This is a genomic window from Naasia sp. SYSU D00057 (assembly GCF_017916505.1).
GTDB lineage: Bacteria > Actinomycetota > Actinomycetes > Actinomycetales > Microbacteriaceae > Naasia.
The window spans coordinates 172,561-194,399 of record NZ_JAFMSZ010000004.1; the positions used below are offsets into that span (position 1 = coordinate 172,561).

20 protein-coding genes are annotated in these 21,839 nt (G+C 73.2%); 8 read left to right on the plus strand and 12 right to left on the minus strand.

Annotated features, from left to right (window positions below; genetic code table 11):
- Positions 1 to 12 precede the first annotated feature (12 nt).
- Positions 13 to 1,005 carry a phosphodiesterase gene (locus J3P36_RS13640; protein ID WP_246854755.1) on the minus strand — a complete coding sequence of 331 codons (993 nt, stop codon included), beginning with the start codon at positions 1,003 to 1,005 and terminating at the stop codon, positions 13 to 15.
- 150 nt (positions 1,006 to 1,155) lie between these two features.
- Complete coding sequence (locus tag J3P36_RS13645) at positions 1,156 to 2,130, minus strand: LacI family DNA-binding transcriptional regulator (RefSeq protein WP_210508753.1); 975 nt, start codon at positions 2,128 to 2,130, stop codon at positions 1,156 to 1,158.
- An 88-nt stretch (positions 2,131 to 2,218) separates the two neighbouring features.
- Between J3P36_RS13645 and J3P36_RS13650 the strand changes: the two genes are divergently transcribed.
- Both J3P36_RS13650 and J3P36_RS13655 read left to right on the plus strand, forming a co-directional pair.
- A complete protein-coding gene (locus tag J3P36_RS13650) occupies positions 2,219 to 3,763 on the plus strand; it encodes an FAD-dependent oxidoreductase (RefSeq protein ID WP_210508754.1) in 1,545 nt (514 codons plus the stop codon).
- 188 nt (positions 3,764 to 3,951) lie between these two features.
- Complete coding sequence (locus J3P36_RS13655) at positions 3,952 to 6,081, plus strand: DEAD/DEAH box helicase (RefSeq protein WP_210508755.1); 2,130 nt, start codon at positions 3,952 to 3,954, stop codon at positions 6,079 to 6,081.
- A gap of 41 nt (positions 6,082 to 6,122) precedes the next feature.
- Here the strand turns inward: J3P36_RS13655 and J3P36_RS13660 are convergent, their stop codons facing one another.
- The 4 genes from J3P36_RS13660 to J3P36_RS13675 all read right to left on the minus strand — a co-directional run bounded on the left by J3P36_RS13660 (position 6,123) and on the right by J3P36_RS13675 (position 10,867).
- Positions 6,123 to 7,061 (minus strand): hypothetical protein, encoded by a 939-nt coding sequence (locus J3P36_RS13660; RefSeq protein ID WP_210508756.1) that lies wholly within the window; start codon positions 7,059 to 7,061, stop codon positions 6,123 to 6,125.
- 180 nt (positions 7,062 to 7,241) lie between these two features.
- Positions 7,242 to 9,368 carry a S9 family peptidase gene (locus tag J3P36_RS13665; RefSeq protein WP_210508757.1) on the minus strand — a complete coding sequence of 709 codons (2,127 nt, stop codon included), beginning with the start codon at positions 9,366 to 9,368 and terminating at the stop codon, positions 7,242 to 7,244.
- Positions 9,365 to 10,684 carry an aminoglycoside phosphotransferase gene (locus J3P36_RS13670; protein ID WP_307807102.1) on the minus strand — a complete coding sequence of 440 codons (1,320 nt, stop codon included), beginning with the start codon at positions 10,682 to 10,684 and terminating at the stop codon, positions 9,365 to 9,367. Before J3P36_RS13670 ends, J3P36_RS13665 begins: the two co-directional genes overlap by 4 nt.
- A 27-nt stretch (positions 10,685 to 10,711) precedes the next feature.
- Positions 10,712 to 10,867: a hypothetical protein gene (locus J3P36_RS13675; protein ID WP_210508758.1), complete on the minus strand. Its 156-nt coding sequence runs from the start codon at positions 10,865 to 10,867 to the stop codon at positions 10,712 to 10,714.
- Positions 10,868 to 10,975: 108 nt separating this feature from the next.
- Here J3P36_RS13675 and J3P36_RS13680 point away from each other — a divergent pair, with 108 nt between their 5' ends.
- On the plus strand, positions 10,976 to 11,344 hold the full coding sequence (locus J3P36_RS13680) for a hypothetical protein (protein WP_210508759.1): 369 nt from the start codon (positions 10,976 to 10,978) through the stop codon (positions 11,342 to 11,344).
- Here J3P36_RS13680 and J3P36_RS13685 read toward each other — a convergent pair.
- Both J3P36_RS13685 and J3P36_RS13690 read right to left on the minus strand, forming a co-directional pair.
- Positions 11,341 to 11,754, minus strand: coding sequence for a hypothetical protein (locus J3P36_RS13685; RefSeq protein ID WP_210508760.1), 414 nt, complete (start codon positions 11,752 to 11,754; stop codon positions 11,341 to 11,343). The genes J3P36_RS13680 and J3P36_RS13685 overlap by 4 nt on opposite strands.
- A gap of 59 nt (positions 11,755 to 11,813) precedes the next feature.
- A complete protein-coding gene (locus J3P36_RS13690) occupies positions 11,814 to 11,966 on the minus strand; it encodes a hypothetical protein (protein ID WP_210508761.1) in 153 nt (50 codons plus the stop codon).
- A 115-nt stretch (positions 11,967 to 12,081) separates the two neighbouring features.
- On the opposite strand from J3P36_RS13690, the gene J3P36_RS13695 reads away from it, so the two are divergent.
- Genes J3P36_RS13695 through J3P36_RS13710 form a run of 4 tightly spaced genes read left to right on the plus strand, consistent with a single transcriptional unit; the run spans position 12,082 to position 15,299 of the window.
- The gene (locus J3P36_RS13695; protein WP_210508763.1) at positions 12,082 to 13,260 is read left to right on the plus strand and encodes an inorganic phosphate transporter; all 1,179 of its coding nucleotides are present in this window, start codon (positions 12,082 to 12,084) and stop codon (positions 13,258 to 13,260) included.
- Positions 13,257 to 13,535, plus strand: coding sequence for a hypothetical protein (locus tag J3P36_RS13700; protein ID WP_210508765.1), 279 nt, complete (start codon positions 13,257 to 13,259; stop codon positions 13,533 to 13,535). The genes J3P36_RS13695 and J3P36_RS13700 overlap by 4 nt, the downstream gene beginning before the upstream one ends.
- Entirely contained in the window at positions 13,532 to 14,443 is a 912-nt protein-coding gene (locus tag J3P36_RS13705) for an NADP-dependent oxidoreductase (RefSeq protein WP_210508767.1), read from the plus strand. The genes J3P36_RS13700 and J3P36_RS13705 overlap by 4 nt, the downstream gene beginning before the upstream one ends.
- 34 nt (positions 14,444 to 14,477) lie before the next feature.
- On the plus strand, positions 14,478 to 15,299 hold the full coding sequence (locus J3P36_RS13710) for a CHAD domain-containing protein (protein WP_210508768.1): 822 nt from the start codon (positions 14,478 to 14,480) through the stop codon (positions 15,297 to 15,299).
- Between the two features lie 12 nt (positions 15,300 to 15,311).
- Here J3P36_RS13710 and J3P36_RS13715 read toward each other — a convergent pair whose 3' ends face one another.
- Positions 15,312 to 15,482 (minus strand): hypothetical protein, encoded by a 171-nt coding sequence (locus tag J3P36_RS13715; RefSeq protein WP_210508769.1) that lies wholly within the window; start codon positions 15,480 to 15,482, stop codon positions 15,312 to 15,314.
- Between the two features lie 49 nt (positions 15,483 to 15,531).
- Here J3P36_RS13715 and J3P36_RS13720 point away from each other — a divergent pair, with 49 nt between their 5' ends.
- On the plus strand, positions 15,532 to 17,010 hold the full coding sequence (locus J3P36_RS13720; protein WP_307807103.1) for an aspartate ammonia-lyase: 1,479 nt from the start codon (positions 15,532 to 15,534) through the stop codon (positions 17,008 to 17,010).
- Positions 17,011 to 17,220: 210 nt separating this feature from the next.
- Here J3P36_RS13720 and J3P36_RS13725 read toward each other — a convergent pair whose 3' ends face one another.
- Genes J3P36_RS13725 through J3P36_RS13735 form a run of 3 tightly spaced genes read right to left on the minus strand, consistent with a single transcriptional unit; the run spans position 17,221 to position 21,826 of the window.
- Positions 17,221 to 18,072 (minus strand): apolipoprotein A1/A4/E family protein, encoded by an 852-nt coding sequence (locus tag J3P36_RS13725; protein WP_210508771.1) that lies wholly within the window; start codon positions 18,070 to 18,072, stop codon positions 17,221 to 17,223.
- Positions 18,073 to 18,074: 2 nt separating this feature from the next.
- Positions 18,075 to 19,340, minus strand: a complete 1,266-nt coding sequence (locus J3P36_RS13730) for a YihY/virulence factor BrkB family protein (RefSeq protein ID WP_210508772.1) — start codon at positions 19,338 to 19,340, stop codon at positions 18,075 to 18,077.
- Positions 19,337 to 21,826: an ATP-dependent DNA ligase gene (locus J3P36_RS13735; RefSeq protein WP_210508773.1), complete on the minus strand. Its 2,490-nt coding sequence runs from the start codon at positions 21,824 to 21,826 to the stop codon at positions 19,337 to 19,339. The genes J3P36_RS13730 and J3P36_RS13735 overlap by 4 nt, the downstream gene beginning before the upstream one ends.
- Positions 21,827 to 21,839: the final 13 nt, after the last annotated feature.

Below are 21,839 nucleotides of genomic sequence, written 5' to 3' on the forward strand. Positions count from 1 at the left end.
GGTCCGGCAGGGTCAGCGGCGCGCGAGCGAGCGCGCCCGGACCGGCGCGTTCGCCGGGGGCGGGATGAGGACTTTCGCCGCCTCCAGCCGGCGCGCCGTCTCCTCCGGGGACACGTAGCTGACCTCGGGGTGGCCGCCGATCGGCACGACCGAGTGCATCACCGTGTCGGCGTAGACGTGCACCAGGTTGAACGCCTGCGCTCCGTTCTGCGCCCGGGTGCCGCGTGCGGCCACCGTGAGGTCCTGCGTGTAGCAGGTGGCGCTCGCCACCGACACCGGGATGCCGGCGAAGGTCGCGGACGTCGAGTAGTGCAGGTGACCGCCGAGGATCGCCCGCACGTCGCTGCCGCGCAGCACCTCGGCGAGGCGCGCCTGGCCGCGGAGCTCGACGAGCACCGCGAGGTCCTGCACCGACGGGACGGGCGGATGGTGGAGCGCCAGCACGCTGCCGTGCGGCGCGGGAGTCGCGAGCACCTCGGCCAGCCACGCCAGCTGCGCAGGGGAGACCTCGCCGTGGTGGTGGCCCGGCACGGTCGTGTCGAGCACGATCACGCGCAGCCCGCCCACGTCGTGCACACGGTCGAACGGATCGGTCGACGGCGCCTCGTCGAGGAGGGAGGTCCGGAAGGCGGCGCGCTCGTCGTGGTTGCCCATGCACCAGATCACCTGGGCGCCGAGGCGATCGGCGAACGGCTCGACGATGCCTCGCAGACGCGCGTACGCGTCCGGCTCACCGTGGTCGGCGAGGTCGCCCGTGAAGACGATCGCCTCGGGGCGGTGGCCTGAGGCCGCGAACTCGTCGGCGAGGCGCCGCAGGTGCGCCTCACTGTCGACCCGGCCGTAGAGTCGCCGGTCGCCGCCGACGAAGTGGGTGTCGCTGAAGTGGAGGAGGAAGTGGTCGGGGCGCGGGTGCTCGGCGATCCGCAGATCCGTCACGGTCTCCCGGTTCTGCAGGCGGCGCTGCTGCTCCGTCCGACTGTCGCCCTCCGAGGCGGCTCGAGCCATTCGAAGGCTCCTTCCCTGTCGCGATTTCCACGCTACGGAGATGATTCGCACAGTCAAGATCCTTGACGGGGCGTCCCGGCATCGATTCCATGTCGGCTCGGAGAACAGCGGGCGAACGGGCGGAGTCGGACCAGGAGCCCCTGGTCGCGTCTAGTTGCGCGTCGCGGGGGACTCGGCCGGCAGCAGGACACGACGCGCGGGGGAGTCGTCGCCGCCGATCCGCTCCAGCAGCAGGGCCGCGGCCCGATCGCCGAGCTCCCGGGCTGGGAGGTGGACGACCGCGACGCCCGCCGGCTCGAGGGATGTGAAGGGCAGGTCGCCGATGACGGCGAGCTGCACCGCTCCGCGTTCGGCCCCGGAAGCGCCCAGTGCTCTCAGCGCTCCCGCGCCCATCAGGTTGTTGGCGACCACCACCCCGTCGGGCCGCGAGTCGCCGGCGAGCAGCGCGGTCAGCTCGGCGCCACCGGACTCGTACCGGAAGTCGCCGTGCCGGAGGAGCCCGGGATCCGGCGCGGCACCGGTCGCCTCGCGCACCGCGTCGCGCCAGCCCTCGGCGCGCTCGTCCGCCGTGTCCACTCCGGCCGGGCCGGTGATGCAGGCGATCCGGCGGCAGCCGCGACCCTGCAGCAGGCGGGTCGCGTCCCATCCCGCCCGCCGGTTGTCGATGGTCACCGTGTCCACCATCACGCCGTGCGGCGCGCGGTCGACCGCGACCACCGGGCGGGAGGCGAGCGCGGAGAGGTCGGTCCGGTCGCCCGTCGGCGCGAGGATGACGCCGGCCATCTGCTCGCCCGCGGCGACGCGCAGGTACTCGCGCTCCCGGTCCGGATCCTCGTCGGTGTTGCAGAGGACGAGCGAGTAGCCCGCCGCCCGGGTCCGGTCCTCGACGCCCCGGGCCACGGCGGTGAAGAACGGGTTCTCGATGTCCGGGATGAGGAGGGCGATGAGGTCCGAGTGGCGGCGGCGGAGCGACCGGGCGGTGCGGCTCGGCGTGAAGTCGAGCTCGGCGGCGGCCTCCCGGACCTTCGACGCGAGGTCCTCGGCGACGCGGGCGCCGTTGAGCACCCGGGAGACGGTCGCGGGGGACACCCCCGCCCGGGCCGCGACCTCGTAGATCGTCGCCATCGTGGCCCACCCTAGGGCCAGCGCCACGGGCGCCGCACCCGTTTCCCGGGCACTGGGCGGCACGAGCCGCGCGGGCTAGCGTGAGGACATGACGTCGCTGTGGCTGGACCGTCGGAGCAGGGCCGGCGAGGACGGGGCCACGTATCCCGCCTCCGACTTCGCGCCGGGCGCCCCCTACGACGAGATCGTGATCGGCGCGGGCCTCACCGGGCTCGTCACCGCGCTGCTCCTCGTCCGCGCCGGCCGGCGGGTCGCCATCGTCGAGGCGGAGCACATCGGCGCCGTCACGAGCGGCAACACGACGGCGAAGCTGAGCCTCCTGCAAGGCGTCAAGTACCAGCAGATGCTCCGGCACACCTCCACCCGGGTCGGCAAGGCGTACGTCGAGGGCAACCGCGAGGGCTTCGAGTGGCTGCTGCGGTACCTCGACGACCACGGGGTGCCGTACCAGCGCCGTGATGCGTACACCTATGCGGGCTCCGCGGACGGCGTGCGGGCGGTCGACGACGAGCTCTCCGCCGCCTTCCGGCTCGGCCTGCCCGTCGAGAAGGTGCGCGACCTCGACCTCCCGTTCCCCACCTACGGCGCCGTGCGGCTGCGGGATCAGGCGCAGTTCGACCCGCTCGACGTGCTCACCGCGCTCGCCGCGGACTTCCGCGGGCGCGGCGGCACCCTCGTGGAGGGCGTGCGGGCGCACCGGGTCCGAGCCGTGACCGCGCCCGACCGCCGGTGCCTGGTGCACACCGACGCCGGGGACGTCACCGCCGAGCGGGTGGTCCTCGCGACCGGCATCCCGTTCCTCGACCGGGGCCTCTACTTCGCGAAGCTCAGCCACTCCCGCTCCTACGCCCTCTCCTTCCGCGTTTCGCCCGGGACGCTGCCGGACGACTTCGGCATGTACCTCTCCACCGACGAGCCGAAGCGCACGCTGCGGAGCATCCCCGTCGTGCCCGCCGACGGCCTCGGCGAGGACGCGGGCCAGCTGCTGCTCGTCGGCGGCAACGGGCACCGGGTCGGGCACCACCCCCATCCGCGCGACCTCGTCGCCGATCTCGAGATGTGGACGTCGGGCTGCTTCCCGGGGGCGGAGCGGACGCACGCCTGGTCGGCGCAGGACTACCGGTCGGCGAACCTCATCCCCTTCGTCGGCTGGCTGCCCCGCTCGCGGGGACGCGTGTTCCTCGCCACCGGCTTCGACAAGTGGGGGATGACGAACGCCGTCGCCGCAGGACTGCGGCTCTCCGGCGAGCTGCTCGGCGGGCACATCCCCTGGGCGAGGACGCTCGGCCGTCGGGTCACCCGGCCACGCAGCATGGCGCTCGGCGCGGCCACCAACGCGGAGGTCGGCGCCGACTTCGTCCGGGGCTGGACGGGCGCACTCAGGACGACCGGCGCCGCCCAGCCGCCGGCCGAGGGGCAGGGCGAGGTCCGCTCCGTCGGCGGCAGACCGGTCGCCGTCTGCACCGTGGACGGCGTCACCCGCGAGGTCAGCGCCGTCTGCCGTCATCTCGGCGGCATCGTCCGCTGGAACGACCAGGAGCTGTCGTGGGACTGCCCGCTGCACGCGTCCCGCTACCGCCCCGACGGCACCCGGATCGAGGGGCCGACCACGGACGACCTCGCCGCGGTGTGAGCCTGCGCCGCTCAGGGCCGCTTCCGCGCTAGAATAGGTTCCGGAATCCCGACTTCTGCGCGGAAAGACCCCGATCCGGGGCGCCCGGCCCGCGACGGGACACTCCCGGTCGGCGTGTGCGACTCCGCTCACGTCCGGCTGACCGAGGCCGTCTCCGGCGGTCCCGGGGATCCGATCCAAGGAGGACGATGGCTCGATCGAGCCAGGCGCAGGCCATCCGTGTGCGCGGTGGACGAGGCGACAACGAGGGGCTTCTCCCCGTGCTCGCCCGTGCCGTGCGCGAGGTGGAGGGCGCCGCGCAGCGGGGCCCGCTGAGCCCTGCCAACCGCACCAAGTTCCAGGTCATCGCGCTGCTCGTGCGCGAGGAGCGCCAGCGCGCCAAGGCGGAGGCGAGCCTTTCGGACCCCGACCGCGCCGAGACCCTCAAGCGGCTCGACGGCGTCGCGACGATCCTCGCCAAGACGGCCGCCCGCGACACGTCCCTCATCGCGCTGCTCGAGAGCGACAAGCCGGGCAGTGACGCCGCCCGATCGATGCGCCGGCGCATGCTCGAGGACGCCGGCATCGAGGTGGAGGAGGAGACGCCGCCGCCGCCCGCTCCCGCCGAGGAGGCGGACGCCGCCGAGCGCCAGGTCGTGCCGGACGCCGTGCGGCGTCGCCAGCTGGCGAACCCGTTCCTCGCGCCCGACTTCGACGCGGCCGCCTTCGCGCCGCCCGCTCCCGCCCGTCGGCTCGCCAACTGGGAGCTGCTCGGTCCGCTGTTCAAGAGCTTCGAGTACGGCACCGGCGCCGGCGCGGCGACGATGGAGCTGCCCGAGCCCGCCGAGCGCGACCGCGTCGCGCCGTCCGGCACCGAGCTCATGCCGCACCAGTCGAAGTTCCTCGAGGCCGTCCGCCGCGGGCACCGCACCTTCCTGCTCGCCGACGAGCCGGGCCTCGGCAAGACCGCACAGAGCCTCATCGCGGCGAACGTCGCCAGCGCGTACCCGCTGCTCGCGGTCGTGCCCAACGTCGTGAAGATGAACTGGGCGCGGGAGGTCGAGCTGTGGACTCCGTCCCGCCGCGCCACCGTGATCCACGGCGACGGCGACGACCTGGACGCCTTCGCCGACGTGGTGGTCGTCAACTACGAGGTGCTCGACCGGCACATGGGCTGGCTGAAGAACTACGGCTTCAAGGGCATGGTCGTCGACGAGGCCCACTTCATCAAGAACCTCACGTCGCAGCGGTCCCGCAACGTGCTCGCGCTCGCCAAGAGCCTCCGCGAGCGCAACCGCGACCCGCTGATGATCGCCCTCACGGGAACGCCGCTCATCAACACGGTCGAGGACTTCCGCGCGATCTGGCAGTTCCTCGGCTGGATCGATGAGAAGGGCCCGCGCCCGATCCTGCTGTCCCAGCTCGAGGAGAACGGGCTGACGCCCGCCGACTTCGGGTTCTTCCCGGCAGCGCGCAAGACGGTCGTCGACCTCGGCATCGTCCGCCGCCGCAAGGTGGACGTCGCCGCCGACCTGCCCGCGAAGCGCGTCGTCGACCTGCCCGTCGAGCTCGACGACGACCTGGGGCGCTCGATCCGCCAGGCGGAGCGCGAGCTCGGCCAGCGTCTGCTCGCGCGCTACCGCGCCGTCCTCGGCAACCGCGGCGTCGACCCGAAGTCGGTGTCCCGCGCCGAGCGCGCCGACGTCGTGCGCCTCGTCGCGCAGGCGGAGCTCGAGGAGTCGAAGGCCGCGAAGTCCGGCGAGAACGTCTTCACGATGGTCCGCAAGATCGGCCAGGCGAAGGCCGCCCTCGCCGCCGACTACGCCGCGCAGCTCGCCCGGTCGGTCGGCAAGGTCGTGTTCTTCGCGAAGCACATCGACGTGATGGACCAGGCGGAGCAGACGCTCGCGAAGCGGGACATCCGCACCGTCTCGATCCGCGGCGACCAGTCGGCCGCTCAGCGCCAGCGCGAGATCGACGCGTTCCAGAACGACCCGGAGGTGCAGGCCGCCGTCTGCTCGCTCACCGCGGCCGGCGTCGGCCTCAACCTGCAGGCCGCGTCCGACGTGGTGCTCGCCGAGCTGTCCTGGACGGCCGCCGAGCAGCAGCAGGCGATCGACCGCGTGCACCGCATCGGCCAGGAGATGCCGGTCACCGCGTGGCGCATCATCGCCGCGCACACGATCGACTCGAAGATCGCCGAGCTGATCGACAGCAAGGCAGGCCTCGCGGCCCGCGCCCTCGACGGCAGCGACGCCGAGGTGCAGGCCGAGGTGTCCGTCCAGCTGCAGGCCCTCATGTCGATCCTCGACGACGCGATCGACGGCGCCCGCCGCTAGCCCACCCGCTCCCGCGGGTCATACGGACAAATTGCGACGGTCTACCGTTGCAACTTGTCCGCACGACCCGCGGGGCGCGGCAACCCCGCCGCAGTGAGCTGTGCGAGCAGACGAGCTGGTGAGGCCAGGAGCTCCCACGTCCATCGGGTGACGCTCGGGCCGACGGCGCGAAGACGGTCCTCGCGCTTCTTCTCGTTCCACAGGACCTCGTGGGCGGGGCCGTAGCCGCCGCTGTACTTGACCCGTCCGTCGAACTCACCGATCAGATTGTGCTCGGGCCACCAGAAGTCGACGACTCCGATGCGTCCGCGCCGATCGAAGAAGGGGTGCTGAAGAACGGGAGCGGGCAGACCGAGCTCGGAGATGAGGGCGCGGCTCAGCGACTCCCCGGGCGATTCCGCGAGCGGTGAGGCGAAGTTCAGCACTCGCGCCGCCTTCCGGTACGCGCGCACCCCGGGGAGGGTCCGCGCGACCATGTCGCCGGCGAGTCGCGGGTCGCGCCGGAGGAGGCCGTCGGCCACCACGACCGCCTCGCGGAACGGGAGGTCGGCCGCGAGCAGCGCGACGGCGATCGGTGCGGACACTGTCAGCAGGCCGTCGAGCTCGAGCACGTCGTGCTCGCTCAGGCTCACGAGGTGCTTGCGGACATCGCCCTCGGACCGGCCGCCCGCGGCCGAACGGGTGACCACGTGAAGCCGGCTCGGCGGGGTGAGGAGCGGCAGGTCGTGCAGCAGGGCGGCGGACTGATGGCAGAACACCGGCGGCTCGTGAGTGATCGCGGCATACGCGCGCAGTCGCTGCACCTGCCGCTCACGCTCCGTCAGAGCGTTCCAGATCCCGGTCTCCATGTAGACGCCGCGTCGCAGCCGAACAAGGCTGCCGCGCTCCGCCTCGCGCCGATACCGGCGGGTGTCCTCCCCGGTCGCACGCACCGACGCGGCGATGATGAGGTTCCAACTGGCGGCCGTCGAGGGATGCATGACGGCACCCTGGTGCGAGCCGGCCGTCCCTGGGACGCGATCCACCACTCGGTGAAGCCGACGGACGCTTCGACGCGTGGGGAGGGTGCCCGGATCTGCGGGTCAGGCGGACAACTTGCGACGGTCTACCGGCGCAAGTTGTCCGCACGACCCGCGCGAGCGCGGCGGACGGCGGGCGGGCTAGGCGTCGGCGAGCCCCAGCACGTCGAGGATCCAGGCGAGCTCGAAGGCGCGCTCGCGCCAGGCCGAGTAGCGGCCGCTGACGCCGCCGTGTCCCGCGCTCATCTCCGTCTTCAGCAGGACCGGGGCCCCCACCTCGCGGAGGCGGGCCACCCACTTCGCCGGCTCCACGTAGAGGACGCGCGTGTCGTGCAGGCTCGTCATCGCGAGGATGCGCGGGTACTGCTGCTCCGTCACGTTCTCGTAGGGGGAGTAGGAGCGCATGTACTCGTACACCTCGGGGTCGTGGAGCGGATCGCCCCACTCGTCCCACTCGATCACGGTGAGCGGCAGGCTCGGGTCGAGGATGGAGGTGAGCGGGTCGACGAACGGCACGCTGGCGAGGATGCCGGCGAAGCGGTCCGGCGCGAGGTTCGCCACCGCGCCCATGAGCAGGCCGCCCGCGCTGCCGCCCTCGGCGACGAGCCGGTCAGGGGACGCGTAGCCCTCCCGGATCAGGTGGTCGGCAGCCGCGACGAAGTCGGTGAACGTGGTGCGCTTGGCGAGGAGCCGGCCCTGCTCGTACCACTCGCGGCCGAGCTCGCCGCCGCCGCGCACGTGGGCGACGGCGTAGACGACTCCTCGATCGAGCAGCGACAGCCGGGACGGGGAGAACGCGGGATCCATGCTCGCCTCGTACGAGCCGTAGCCGTAGAGCAGCACCGGCGGCGGACCTGCCGTGTCGGGGCGGTCGAACGCCTCCCGCCGCGCCACGAGGGAGATCGGGATGAGCGCCCCGTCGCCGGCGCGCGCCCACACACGGCGCTGGTCGTAGTCGGTGGGGTCGTAGCCGCCGAGCACGGGCTGCCGCTTGCGGAGCCGCAGCGACCCCGACTCGACGTCGTAGTCGAACACGGTCGACGGCGTCACGAACGAGCCGTAGCCGATGCGCAGGGTCGGCTGGTCCCACTCGGGGTTGCCGCCGAGGCCCGCGGTGAACAGCGGCTCGCCGAAGTCGATCTCGCGCAGGAGGCCCGGTCCGGCCGACTCGGGCGCGGCGAGCCCGGGCAAGGCGAGCAGCCCGACGCGGGCGAGTCCGGAGCGGCGGAAGGACACCGCGACGTGCCGCGCGAAGGAGCTGACGCCCTCGAGCCGCACGTCCGGGTTGTGGGCGAGCACGGTCTCGCGGGGCCCCTGAGGATCCTCGGCCGCAACGGAGACGAGCTCGAAGTTGGTGGCGCCCTCGTTGTGCAGCACGAGGAGCCGGTCCTCGCCGCCGAGGACGGCGTGCGACACGGAGTACTCGACGCCCTCCCGGCGCGGCCAGACGACGCGGAACTCGCCCGTCGGGTCCTCGGCGGGCAGCAGCCACACCTCGGAGGTGATCTTCGACTCGAGCTCCAGCGTCAGGTAGCGGAGGGACCGGCTGAGGCCGATGCCGACCCAGTACCGCTCGTCCGGCTCCCGGAAGACGATCGCGTCATCGCCGCTGCCGCCGATCTCGTGCCGCCACACCGTGTCGGGCCGCCAGGCCTCGTCGACCGTCGTGTAGAAGACGTGCCGGCCGTCGGGGGAGAGGACGGCGCCGGGTGCGGTGCCCTCGACCGCGTCGGGCAGGTTCTCGCCGGTCGCGAGGTCGCGCATCCGCAGCGTGTACCGCTCGTCGCCGACCGTGTCGACCGCGTAGGCGAGCAGCCCGCCGTCGGCGGAGACGTCGAAGGTGCCGAGCGAGAAGAAGTCGTGCCCCTCGGCCTCCTCGTTCGAGTCGAGCAGCACCTGCTCGCCCTCGACCGGGGTGCCGGGCTCGAGCACGGGCGGCGTCCAGTCGGCGGGGTCGGTCACGGGCGCCCGGCAGGAGATGCCGTACTGCTTCCCCTCGACGCTGCGGGTGTAGTACCACCACCGGCCCTCGCGGACGGGCACCGACAGGTCGGTCTGCAGGATGCGCGACGAGATCTCGGTGAAGATGCGCTCGCGGAGCGGCTCGAGCGGGGCGAGGGTCGCGTCCGTGTGGGCGTTCTCGGCCTCGAGATGGGCGATCACCTCGGGGTCGTCCTTGGCGCGGAGCCACTCGTAGGGGTCCTCGAAGGTGTGGCCGTGGTGCGTGCGTGGGGTGGGCCGGCGGTCGGCGACGGGCGGCGTGCTCATCCGGCGAGCCGAGCGATCGCGGCGGACGGGATGGGCAGCCAGTCTGGGCGGTTGCGAGCCTCGTACACGGCCTCGTAGAGCGCCTTGTCGAGCTCGAGGGCCGCGAGCAGCCGCTCGTGCCGGGCGAGGGGCTCGCCCGAGCGGGCCTCGTAGCCTTCGAGGAACGCGGCGCGCGCCTCCTGAGCCCAGCGCTCGGTGGCCGCCGCGTGCTCCTCGCCGGGGTTCGCCTCACGCGACGCTCCCGCCGCGTAGTCGAACGAGCGGAGCATGCCGGCGACGTCGCGGAGGGCGAGGTCGGGCTGCGAGCGCTCCTCCATCGGACGCAGCGGCTCGCCCTCGAAGTCGAGCAGCACCCAGCCCCGGTCCGGCACGAGAAGGACCTGGCCGAGGTGGTAGTCGCCGTGCACCCGCTGGAGGCGCGGCCACGGCTCGGCAGCGGCGGCGTCGAACACCGCGTCGATGGCCTCGGCGCGGTCGCCGAGGCCGTCGACGACCTCGACCGCGGCGGCCAGCCGGGAGCGCATGGAGGCGAGCAGCGCGGCGGTGCGCTCCTCGTCCGCTTCGACGGTGGGCAGTGCCTCGGCGAGGACGGCGTGCACCTCGGCGGTCGCGTCGCCGAGCCGCCGTGCGCGCTCGGCGAAGTCCTCGCCGGCGTCGACCGCCGCCGTGGCGACCCGCCAGGCGTCCTGGGTGCCGGGCAGGAACTCCTGCGCGAACGCGAGGTGCCCGCGCAGGCCGTCGCCCCAGACGCCGCGCAGGGCGCCCACCGAGCGGGGGACCCGGTCGGAGCCGGCGGCTGCGATGGCGGTCTGCAGCACCACGTCGGGGTTGTCGCCCGGATGCAGGGCGCGGAAGACCTTGACGATCACCGGGGCCGCCGGGCTTCCCGCGTCGTCCTCGGTGTCGACGATGATCGACGTGTTCGACTGCTCGCCGCTCAGCACGCGGGACGAGCGGTACCGCCCGCCGGAGCCCGCGGCGGGTTCGCCGGTGGCCTCCACGCTGCCGCCGTCGGCCGTTCCGCCGCGGGTGACGAGCTCGAAGAGCGCGCGGACGAACGCCGGGTCGGCCGTTCCGTCGTACCGGTCGTCTCCTGGAGCGAGCGGGGAGCGGCCGTCGGCTCCGGCCTCCCGGCGCACGAGGGGCACCTGGTAGAGGGCACCGGCACCGCGCTCCTCGACGAGCAGCACCTCGGCGCTCGTGCCCGGCTCATCGGTGGCGACTCGCCAGCGGCCGACCTCGCGCAGGTCGGCGCCGCCGCCCTTTCCCGAGTACCAGCGCTGGCGCGTCATCCAGCTCGCGAGCGCGTCGTCCACGCGGCCGCTGTCGGAGGAGCCCACGGATCAGGCGGCGGGAGCGTTGCCGTCGGCCGGCTCGGCCTCGGGCAGCGGCGGCAGTCCGTGCTCCTCGAGCTCGTCGTTGACGAGTCCCTCGTTCTCCTGGTCGAGCTTGTCGTCGTCCTGGGGCCCGGAGTTGCTGGGAACGGTGCTCTCGGTCATGTCCCCGAGCCTACTTCCGGGGATGCTCATGCGGTTCTTGGCATCACCATGGTTGACACCGAGGCGCAGGCCCGACATTGGGAATCCGACGAGAAGGAAGGTTCCACCATGTCGACGACGAGCCCCGAGCAGGAGAAGGACGCCGCCTCCGCGCCCGGCGCGGAGCCGCAGCAGCAGGCGGCGGCACAACCGGCGCAGGACGTGGGCCAGGCGGATGCCGCGCCGCCGCGCCGAGGGCAGCGCTGGCGGCGGCCGTGGGTGCTCTGGGTCGCGGCCGCCCTCGCCGCCCTGCTGATCGCGGGCAGCGGATTCGCCGCCGGGTATGTGTTCGGCGCGGGAACCGCCGCCTCGGCATCCTCCGGGTTCCCCGGAGACCGGGGTGATCGGTTCGGTCCACGCGGTGACCGCGTGCCCCCGGGCGACATCGGCACCGGCGACACCGACACCGACACCGGCGAGACGGTCCCGAACTCCTAGGCGGCGGCCTGCATCCCGGTCATCACGACGGCGAGAAGGTCGACGACCACCGCGCAGGCCGTCAGCCCGCGGCGCGGATGCGGAGTCGCCGGCCAGGCGAGCCCGCAGAGGAGGGTGACGAGCGCGAGCGCGCCGGCTCCGGAGAACGCCGTCAGCGTTCCCGACAGGGTGCCGAGGGACGCACCGCCCTCTGCCGCCTCCACCAGCCCGACCTCGGGCGACACGACGATCGCGACCATCGCGAGCACGAGCATCCCGAGCGCGAGGAGCAGCTGCAGGGGCGCGCTCCAGCGCGCACGACCCGGCCGCTTCACGCGCACGCGTGCGTCGAGCACCACGATCGTCGCGACGGCGAGCATCGCGAGGAACGGCACATAGCGAAGGGCGAGCGTTCCAACGTCCACGCTCACACCTCCCGCCTTCGACGGTAGCCGCGAGGGCAGGGGGGAGGCTGAGCGCCTCCTGAAGGTCAGGCGATGGGGAGGCCGCCCAGCGGGTCGTTGTACGCGCTGTCGCGCTCCGCCTCCGCGGCCTCCCGGGCCTGCTGCTCCGGGGTGGGGTCGGTCTTCTCGACGCCGTCCGGCTCCACGCCGTCGGCCGGGGTGTCGATCCGCTCGCTCATGGGGAGAACGTACGCCGGTGGGGCACTGAACGCGAGGTGAACGCGGGGGGAACGCGAATCAACGCTAGAGTCGTGCCGTGCTCACCGGGACCGACGACGCACGGGGGTGCCTGCCGTGGACCTGACCCTCATCGTCGTCCTCGTCATCGCGCTCGCGCTGTTCTTCGACTTCACCAACGGCTTCCACGACACCGCGAATGCGATGGCGACGCCCATCGCGACCGGTGCGCTGAAGCCGAAGACGGCCGTCGCCCTCGCCGCGGTCCTCAACCTCATCGGCGCCTTCCTCTCCACCGAGGTCGCGAAGACGATCTCCGGAGGGATGATCCGAGAGGGTGAGGGCGGCCTCCAGATCACGCCCGACTTCATCTTCGCGGGCCTCATCGGGGCGATCGTCTGGAATCTGACCACCTGGTACTTCGGCCTGCCGTCGTCGTCGAGCCACGCGCTCTTCGGCGGCCTGATCGGCGCGGCGATCGTCGGCGCCGGCCTCGGTGCCATCGACTTCGGCGTCGTCGTCTCCAAGGTGATCCTGCCGGCGCTGTTCGCGCCGCTCATCGCGGGCCTCACGGCGTTCACGGCGACCCGCATCGCGTACTCGATCACGCGTCGCCACGACGGCCGGCCCGACGGGCGCGGAGTCTTCCGCTACGGCCAGATCTTCTCCTCCTCCCTCGTCGCCCTCGCGCACGGCACCAACGACGCGCAGAAGACGATGGGTGTCATCACGCTCGCCCTCATCGCGGCGAACCTGCAGGACTCGGGCTCCGGTCCGCAGTTCTGGGTCATCGCGTCCTGCGCCCTCGCGATCGCGATCGGCACCTACTCGGGCGGCTGGCGCATCATCCGCACGATGGGCACGGGCCTCACCGCGGTGAAGCCGGCTCAGGGCTTCGCGGCGGAGACGAGCACGGCGGCGACGATCCTCGCCTCGAGCCACCTCGGCTTCGCCCTCTCGACGACCCAGGTCGCGTCCGGATCCGTGATCGGCTCCGGCCTCGGTCGCCGGGGCTCGTCGGTCCGCTGGGGCACCGCGCGGCGCATCCTGGTCGGCTGGCTGCTCACCCTGCCCGCCGCTGCTGCCGTCGGCGCCGTCGCCGCGTTCCTCGCGCATCTCGGGACGGTCGGCATCGTCATCGACGCGATCCTCGGTCTGGCCTTCATCATCGGCATCTTCGTGCTCAGCAGGCACGACCGCGTCGACAGCGCGAGCCTCGAGAAAGAGGTCAACGCCGCGGGTCAGGCCGTCAAGATCAAGAAGGACCGGTCGAAGTCGAGGAGCCAGAGCGCATGACCATCGACTGGCTCGCCCTCGTCATCGTCCTCGTCGCCTCGATCCTCGCGGCCTCGATCACGGTGACGCTGTTCGCGACGGGCATCAAGCTGCTCGCGGTCCCGCCGAGGGGCTCCGCCAGCGTCGCACCCGCGCGCGACGACGAGACCGACGACGTCAGCTCCCCGACCCGGCCCAAGTCGGCGACTGCCGCCGGCATCGTCTGCTTCGCGCTCAGCGGCATCGTCGTGCTGATCGGCGTCTACCTGATCGTCCCGGCGCTGCACGGCGGATGACCGAGCTGCGGGCCGTCCGCTTCTCCCGATACGGGGGGCCGGAGGTGCTGCACTACGAGCCGGTCGACGACGCGCCGACCCCTGAGGGGCGGCTCCGGGTCCGCGTCGAGGCCGCCGGCCTCAACGTCTACGACACCAAGCGCCGCAGCGGCGTTGCCGGCGGTGTGCGCTTCCCCGCCGGCAACGGCAGCGACTTCACCGGTGTGGTCGAGGAGGTCGGCGACGGCGTGGCGGGCTGGGCGCCCGGCGACTCGGTCCTCGGGCACGCCAATTTCCGCGCACAGTCCGACGTGGTCCGCGTCCCCGCGGCCGACGTGGTGCGGCGACCGCCCGGGATGGCGGTCGAGGTCGCCGGAGCACTCGACCTCTCCGCCCGGACCGCCGCCGATCTCGTCCGCGCCGCCGGCATCGGGCCCGGCGACGTGGTCCTCGTGAGCGCGGCCGCCGGCGGCGTCGGCGTCGTGACGGCGCAGCTCGCGCGGATCGCGGGCGCGGTCGTGCTCGGCACCGCGGGTGAGGCGAACGCCCGATTCCTCGAGTCGCTCGGCGTTCTCCCCGTCCCCTACGGACCGGGGCTGGGGGAGCGCGTCCGCCGGCTGGCTCCGTCGGCGGTCACCGCGGTGCTCGACCTGCACGGCCGGGAGACGCTCGAGGCGGGCGTCGAGCTCGGCGTCGACGCTCGCCGCATCCTCACGATCGCGGACCGGGAGGCGGCCGACGAGCTCGGAGTGAGTGGCCTCCCTCAGCAGCCCCCGGACCCGGCCGCGCTCGTCCGGGCGGTCGAGCTCGTCGCCGCAGGCGACCTCGTCCTCCCGGTCGACAGCGTGTTCCCGGTCGCCGACGTCGCGGCGGCGTACCGGCACTTCGAGGGCCGCCACCTCCGTGGCAAGGTGGTCCTGCGCCTCTGACGGGGCGTCGGCCGCAGGCGTGCGAGGAGGGGACGTGGCATCGCTCCGGAACCGGGCCATGACCGCGGTCGAGGGGCTCGTCGGCGAGATCGAGCGACTCGCGCCCGCGACCGTCCGCGACGAGGACGACGCGCTGCACGATCTGCGTGTGGCCATGCGGAAGCTGCGCAGCGTCCTGGCAGCGGCACGGCCCGCGTTCGGCCGCGTGGCCGCGGACCGACTCCGGGAAGCCGTCAAGGAGGTCGCGGGCGCCCTCGGCGACGCACGCGACGCCGAGGTGCTGCTCGACGGTCTGGCCGGCCTCGCCCGCGAGTTCCCGGACGTCGACCTCTCGGACCTCGTGGAGCGCCGGCGGACGGTCACCGCCGAGGCGAAGACGCGTGCCGCCGAGGTGCTGCGCTCCGAGGCCTTCGCGGACCTGATGGCCGATCTCCGCTCGCTCCGGGACGCTCCGCCGGATGGGAACTCGGCGAAAGGGACCGGCGGTGCCCTCGCGCGGGACCTGGCGCGGATGCGGCGCCGGATGGCGGCGGCCGACGCGACGGGACTCGCCGGAGGCGAGCGGGAGCGACGGCTGCACGAGGTGCGCAAGGCGGCCAAGCGCCTCCGCTACGACGCGGACCTCCTCGTGCCGGGTTCCGGCTCCGTCGCGGCGGTGGCCGAGCGGATGCAGGACGCCCTCGGCGAGCGGCGTGACCTGCTCGCCGTCGCCGAGGAGCTCGAGCGAGGCGTCGCTTACCGCCGGGAGGCGGGGGACCCTGATCCCCGGCTCGGTTCCCTCGCCGCGCTGCTCGTCGAGCGTGCGGACGGCCGGCTGGGCGAGTACCGGGCGGCGGCAGCGGACCTTCCGGACTGATCCTCGGACGGCTCAGATCGGGTTGGCGGTGTCGTCCTCGTCCGGGACGAGCGACGAGGGCAGCACGCCCATCCCGCGCGGATCGACGACCGGGGTTCCGGCCGCCCCTCCCCGGCCCTCGTCGGGCACGGCGCCCTCGGCGCTGACGTCCTCGTTCAGGTGCTCGGAGCTGCGATCGGTCATGCCTGCACGCTACGCCTTCCGGCCAGGAAGGGGCGCTAGGGTCGGGAACGTGGACGACGACGCCGACGACACCCGAGCGGTGCGCACCGAGTTCGATTCGCTGGGAAGCGTCGAGGTCCCCGCCGACGCCTATTGGGGCATCCACACGGCGCGTGCGCTCGAGAACTTCCCGATCTCCCGGCGCCCCATCTCGGTCTACCCGCACTTCGTGCACGCCCTCGGCGCCGTGAAGCAGGCGGCGGCGCGGGCCAACGCCGAGCTCGGCGTCCTTCCGCCCGAGAAGGCGGCCCTCATCGACGCGGCGTGCGCCGACGTGCGAGCCGGGCTCCTCGACGAGCAGTTCGTGGTGGGGGTCGTGCAGGGCGGTGCCGGCACCAGCACCAACATGAACGCCAACGAGGTGATCGCGAACCGGGCCCTCGAGCTGGCCGGGCGGCCGAAGGGCGACTACGCCTTCCTGCACCCGCTCGACGACGTCAACCGCAGCCAGTCCACCAACGACGTCTACCCGACCGCGATCAAGGTCGCGCTGTGCATGGGCCTCGAGCAGCTCCTCGACGAGCTGAACCAGCTCCGCCTCGCGTTCGCCTACAAGGGGCAGGAGTTCGCGCACATCCTCAAGGTGGGCCGCACCCAGCTGCAGGATGCGGTGCCCATGACCCTCGGCCAGGAGTTCCGCAGCTTCGCCGTCACGCTCGGCGAGGACCACTCGCGGCTGCGCGAGACGATCCCGCTGCTCTACGAGCACAACCTGGGGGCGACGGCCATCGGGACCGGCATCACCGCCGACCCGGGCTACGGGCCCGCCGTCAACCGGCACCTGCGCGAGATCACCGGCTTCGACCACGTGACCGCCCAGGACCTCGTGGAGGCGACCGCCGACGCCGGGGTCTTCATGTCCCTGTCCGGCGCGCTCAAGCGCTCGGCGATCAAGCTGTCGAAGATCTGCAACGACCTGCGCCTGCTCTCCTCCGGCCCTCAGGCCGGCTTCGGCGAGATCAACCTGCCCGCGCGGCAGGCCGGGTCGTCGATCATGCCCGGCAAGGTGAACCCGGTCATCCCCGAGGTCGTCAACCAGGTCGCGTTCTCCATCGCGGGTGCCGACGTCACCGTGACCATGGCGGCGGAGGCGGGGCAGCTCCAGCTCAACGCGTTCGAGCCGATCATCGCCCACTCGCTGCTGCAGAGCCTCAGCTGGCTCGAGAACGCCTGCCGCACCCTCCGGGTCAACTGCGTGGACGGGATCACGGCGAACGAGCGCCGGCTCGCCCAGATGGTGGGAGCGTCGGTCGGGATCGTCACCGCGCTCACCCCGTACATCGGCTACGCCGCGGCGGCCTCGCTCGCGAAGGAGGCCCTCAGCGGCCAGCGGGATGTCGCCGACCTCGTCGTCGAGTCGGGACTGCTCACCCGCGAGGAGGTGACCCGCCTGCTCGCGCTCGAGCGCCTGGCGGGGCAGCCCGCCACGATCGCGCCGCTCCCGGTGCTGCCGCCCGTGCAGCAGTTCCCGGCCCCCGCCGAGCGCTGAGCGCGGTGCCGGCCACCCGGTGATCGAGGAGCCGCCGAAGGCGGCCCTTCCCCGGTGATTGAGCAGCCGCCGAAGGCGGCGTCTCGAAATCCCGCGAGCCGATCTCTGGACCGGACCACTGATGGTCGCGTTCGAGAACCGGTCGCGTGATTTTCGAGACGCTCGCTGCGCGAGCTCCTCAATCACCGGGGAGGGTGCGGAGGGCGGGGCTCAGCTCCCCGAGGAGCCGGACTTGCCGGCGGGGGCGACGCCGCCGGTGGGCTCGCCCTCACCTGCAGGGGTGTCGACGGCGGCGGGGCCGGCCTCGCCGATCGTCGCGGCGCGGACCTCGGAGGCGGTGCCCGCGGGCTCCTCGTCCGAGCCGAGCACGCCGGACTGCTCCGGCTCGTCGACGTCGTCGAGCGAGGCGAGGGCCTCGTCGCGTGCCTCGGCGGCGCTCCGGATGGCGGTCTCGCCGCGCTCCTTGATCTCGTCCGCGGTGCCGGTCATGCGGTCGCGCACGTCCGAGGCCCGGTCGTTGACTCGGTCGCGAACATCGGTGGCGCGGCCGCTCATGCGCTCGCGCACGTCGCTCGCCTTGCCGGACACCCGCTCGCGCACATCGCTCGCCTTCCCCGACATCCGCTCGCGCACGTCGCTCGCCGTGCCGCTGACGCGCTCGCGCACGCCGGACACCGTGCCGCTGACCCGCTCGCGCACGCCGGACGCGGCGCCGGTCACCTTGTCGGTCACCTCGTGCGCGGTGCTGACCGCCTTCCCCGCGACGTCGCGCGCGGTGGTCACCGTCTTCTCGGCGACCTCGGACGTGAGGTGGGCGGCGCGGGAGGCGGCGTCGATCGCCGCCTCACCCGTCTTCGCGGCGGCGCCGGTGGCCGCCTCGCGGAGGACGGGCGCCTGCTCGCGGGCGTAGCGGAGGGCGTCCTCGCGCGCCTTCGTCACGCGCGGGTCGTGCCAGGCGCCGTCGGCGCGCTCCTTGAGCTGCAGGTAGCGCTCGCGGCCGGCTCGCGCCCCGAGGACGTAGCCGGCGGCGAGACCGGACATGAGGAGGAGTCGCAGGCGCACCGTCAGCTCTCCTCGATGGGGTTGCCGGGGGTGGACTGGCGGGCGGTCCGCTCCTCCTCGGCGTTCTCGACGGAGTGCTCGGAGTCGGTGATGGGCTCGCCGGGGGTGGTGTAGTCGGCGTTTCCGGGACCCTTGAGATCGGGGTCCGCCGGCGTGGAGAAGTCCCCTTCGACTGCTCCTTCGTCGGGGATCTGGCGGTCGCGTTCGTTCATGGCGCTCAGCCTACGCCGGACGGCCTGGAGCGGAACGGGGAGGTTGACGGGAGGCAGACCGGCTGCCAGGAGCGCCTCGGACTGCTCCCGGATGGCCCGTCCCTCGGCCTCGTCGCGCGCGAGGGAGCGGGCGAGCACCAGGTTGCGGCTCGTGTCGCGCATGGGCACGCGGATGGTCGACTCGGACGGGATGCCGGCTCTCAGGTGGTGCACGCGGGTGAGCTCGGCGTCGAGGCCCGCGCCGAGCACGAGCACGAGGTTGCTGAGGAACAGCCAGAGCAGCACCACCACGGCGCCGCCCACCCAGCCGTAGAGCTCGTCGTAGTGGGCCAGGCCGACGATGTACAGCCAGAAGCCGCCGGTCCCGAGCGTCCAGCCGGCGAGCGCGAGCACGGCGCCGGCCGAGAACCAGGGCGCCGTCTCCCGGTCGACCGTCGGGGTGAAGTAGTAGAGCATGGCGATGAGCGCGGCGGCGAGCAGGAGCAGCGCCGGCCAGCGCGCGACGTTCCAGAGGGTGAGCCACGGCTCACCGACGCCCGCGACCCGAGCAGCCGCCTCCGCCACGCGCGGAGTCGCGAAGAGGAGCAGCAGTGCGGCCGTCATGCCCACGGTGAGCAGCAGCGTGACGGCGAGCATCAGCGACCGGAACTTCCAGATGCGCCGCCCCTCCTGCACGCCGTAGAGCGTGTTCACCGTCCGCCCGAACGCGGTGGTGTACGCCGACCCGGTCCAGAGCGTGAGCGCGAAGCCGACGAGGAAGGCGCCGCCCGGATTGTCCAGGTTCGTGAACTGCTCGAGCGGACGGCGGATCGTGTCCACGAGGTCGTTCGTGCCGATCTCGCCGACCACCTGCAGGACGAAGTCGACGGCCCGGGAGCCGTCGACGACCGCGAGCGCCGACATGACGGCGAGCGCGGCGGGGAAGACGGTGAGGGCGGAGAAGAAGGTGAGGGACGCCGCGGAATCCCAGCCGCGGACGCGCGCGAAGGAGTGCCCGGTGCGCCGGATGGCGTAGGCCCAGTCGGAGCGTCCGACGATGCGGTGCCCGCGGCTCACGGGCGTTCCGGCACGACGTCGGCTGGCCCCTTGTCATCGCGCCAGCCGCGCCAGGAGGGCTGACGCAGCCGTCCGGGCCCGGTCCACTCGGCGAACTCGACCTCGCCGACGAGCCGCGGCTCGACCCAGTGCGCGTCCCTGGCGTCGGCGCGCGGGATGTCGGTGAACGGGTTCTCGTCGCGCTCGAGCGGGGCGAGGCGTGCGGCGATCTCGGCGAGGCTGCGGCTCGTGAACCCGGTGCCCACCTTGCCGACGTAGCGCAGCGAGTCGCCCTCCGGGATGCCGAGCAGGAGGGAGCCGATCGTGCCCTCCCGACCGCCCTGCCCGGGCCGCCAGCCGCCGATCACGACCTCCTGCGCGCTGTGGTGCTTGAGCTTCACCCAGGCCCCGGACCGCCGGCCCGGTGTGTAGGTCGACTCACGGCGCTTCGCGACCACGCCCTCGAGGCCGAGCGACCGGCTCGCCTCCATCGCCTCGTCGACGGTGCGCCCAGCACCCGAGAACTCCGGCGGCACCTGCACGACGCCGGCCGAGCGCACGATCTCGGCGAGGAGGCGGCGGCGCTCGTCGTACGGCTCGTCGAGCAGCGAGCGCCCGTCCGCCTCGAGCAGGTCGAACACCATCAGGTGCACGGGGACGCGGCGGCGTGCGCCCTCGATGTCCGCCGCGCCCACCAGGTTCATGCGCTGCTGCAGCAGCCCGAAGTCGGGCCTGCCGCCGCGGCCGATCGCGACGATCTCGCCGTCCAGCAGGGCGGTGCCGGCGCGGACGGCGGCGGGCACGTCCTGCAGCTCCGGGTACGCGGCGGTCAGGTCGTTGCCGTTGCGGCTGACGAGCCGGACGGCGCCGCCCCGCACCTCGACGAGCGCGCGGATGCCGTCCCACTTCATCTCGTAGGCCCATCGGTCGCCGCCGCCGACCAGGCCGGGCTTGCCGAGGGTCGCGAGCATGGGGCCGCGCTCGAGCGCCGCCGAGACGACGTCCGCCGCCGGCGACCTTCTCGTCGTCGTGACCGGCCGCGCGGCGGCGGGAGCCGCGGGGGAGGCCGACCGGGGCCCGTGCTCGGGCTTCATGCGGTGCATCAGCCAGTTCTTCTCGTCGCCGCCGCGTCCGGTGCGCAGGAGCGCCACCCGCACCGGACCGCCGAGCGGGCCGTCGGGCCGTCCGTGCAGGGTCACGATGACCTCGTCGTCCCGCCACTTCTCGAGGTCGTAGGTGCCCGCGTCCCAGATGGTGACCTCACCCGCGCCGTACTCGCCGGCGGGGATGCGGCCCTCGAAGGTGCCGTACTCGAGCGGATGGTCCTCGGTGTGCACCGCGAGATGGTTCTCGGCGGGCGTCTCGGGGACCCCCTTCGGCACCGCCCAGGACACGAGGACGCCCTCGTTCTCGAGCCGGAAGTCGTAGTGCAGCCGTCTCGCGTGGTGCTCCTGGATGACGAAGCTGCGCCCGTCGGATGGGACGGCGGGATCCGCGGGCACCGGCTCGGGGGTCTTCGACGCGTCGCGCATGCTCCGGTAGGTCGCGAGGCGGTCCCGTGCCTCCGGCGTCGACTCGAAGGTCGCCATCCGCTCGGGCGTCGGCTCGAGGACCCGGGCGGGGTCGAGGGCCGCGAGCAGATCGCCGTCCCGGGCGACGCGCTCCAGCACCTCCCGGAAGCCGAGGTGGGCGAGGCCCGGGTCGTCGAGCTCGGCCCAGGTGCGGGGCGCCGCCGCCGTCGGCTGCGCGCGCCCGCGGAGGGAGTAGGGCGCGATCGTGGTCTTGGCCGCGCTGTTCTGGCTCCAGTCCACGAGCACCTTGCCGAGCCGCAGCGACTTCTTCATGTCGCTGACCACGAGGTCCGGGTCGTCCGCCTCGAGCGCCCGCGCCAGCTCGTGCGCGAACGCGGAGATCTCCTCGCTCGAACGGGTCCCGTCGAGGTGCGCGTAGAGGTGGATGCCCTTGCTGCCGCTCGTGACCGGGAACGGTTCGAGCCCGACGCCCCGGAGGATCGGCCGGATGCGGCGCGCGATCTCGGCGCACTCCGGCAGGCCGACTCCGGGGCCGGGATCGAGGTCGAGCACGAGCCGGTCGGGGTTGAGGGTCGCGCCCGTGGAGTCGAACTTCCACTGCGGCACGTGCAGCTCGAGCGACGACACCTGCGCCACCCAGGCGAGCGTCGCCCGGTCGTTGAGCAGCGGGTACTCGATCGTGTGCGACTTGTGGTGCTGGATGCGGCGGGGCACCCAGTCCGGCGCGCCGTCGTCGAGGTTCTTCTGGAAGAACACCTCGCCCGGCTTCTCCTCGGTGCCGACGCCGTTCACCCATCGCTTGCGGGTGAGCGCCCGGTCGCGGGTGTGGGGGATGAGCACGTCCGCGACCCGCGCGTAGTAGTCGAGGACCTCGGCCTTCGTCGTGCCGGTCTCGGGGTAGAGCACCTTGTCGAGGTTGGTGAGTCGCAGGCGCCGGCCGTCGACCACGACGGTGTCGCCGCTCGACCGGGCCATCCCGCCTCTTTCC

What these genes read in the sequence shown, in the direction of transcription:
- J3P36_RS13640 (WP_246854755.1), bottom strand. Translation starts at nt 1,005, where the DNA reads ATGGCTCGAGCCGCCTCGGAGGGCGACAGTCGGACGGAGCAGCAGCGC.
- J3P36_RS13645 (WP_210508753.1), bottom strand. Translation starts at nt 2,130, where the DNA reads ATGGCGACGATCTACGAGGTCGCGGCCCGGGCGGGGGTGTCCCCCGCG.
- J3P36_RS13650 (WP_210508754.1), top strand. Translation starts at nt 2,219, where the DNA reads ATGACGTCGCTGTGGCTGGACCGTCGGAGCAGGGCCGGCGAGGACGGG.
- J3P36_RS13655 (WP_210508755.1), top strand. Translation starts at nt 3,952, where the DNA reads ATGGCTCGATCGAGCCAGGCGCAGGCCATCCGTGTGCGCGGTGGACGA.
- J3P36_RS13660 (WP_210508756.1), bottom strand. Translation starts at nt 7,061, where the DNA reads ATGCATCCCTCGACGGCCGCCAGTTGGAACCTCATCATCGCCGCGTCG.
- J3P36_RS13665 (WP_210508757.1), bottom strand. Translation starts at nt 9,368, where the DNA reads ATGAGCACGCCGCCCGTCGCCGACCGCCGGCCCACCCCACGCACGCAC.
- J3P36_RS13675 (WP_210508758.1), bottom strand. Translation starts at nt 10,867, where the DNA reads ATGACCGAGAGCACCGTTCCCAGCAACTCCGGGCCCCAGGACGACGAC.
- J3P36_RS13680 (WP_210508759.1), top strand. Translation starts at nt 10,976, where the DNA reads ATGTCGACGACGAGCCCCGAGCAGGAGAAGGACGCCGCCTCCGCGCCC.
- J3P36_RS13690 (WP_210508761.1), bottom strand. Translation starts at nt 11,966, where the DNA reads ATGAGCGAGCGGATCGACACCCCGGCCGACGGCGTGGAGCCGGACGGC.
- J3P36_RS13700 (WP_210508765.1), top strand. Translation starts at nt 13,257, where the DNA reads ATGACCATCGACTGGCTCGCCCTCGTCATCGTCCTCGTCGCCTCGATC.
- J3P36_RS13705 (WP_210508767.1), top strand. Translation starts at nt 13,532, where the DNA reads ATGACCGAGCTGCGGGCCGTCCGCTTCTCCCGATACGGGGGGCCGGAG.
- J3P36_RS13715 (WP_210508769.1), bottom strand. Translation starts at nt 15,482, where the DNA reads ATGACCGATCGCAGCTCCGAGCACCTGAACGAGGACGTCAGCGCCGAG.
- J3P36_RS13735 (WP_210508773.1), bottom strand. Translation starts at nt 21,826, where the DNA reads ATGGCCCGGTCGAGCGGCGACACCGTCGTGGTCGACGGCCGGCGCCTG.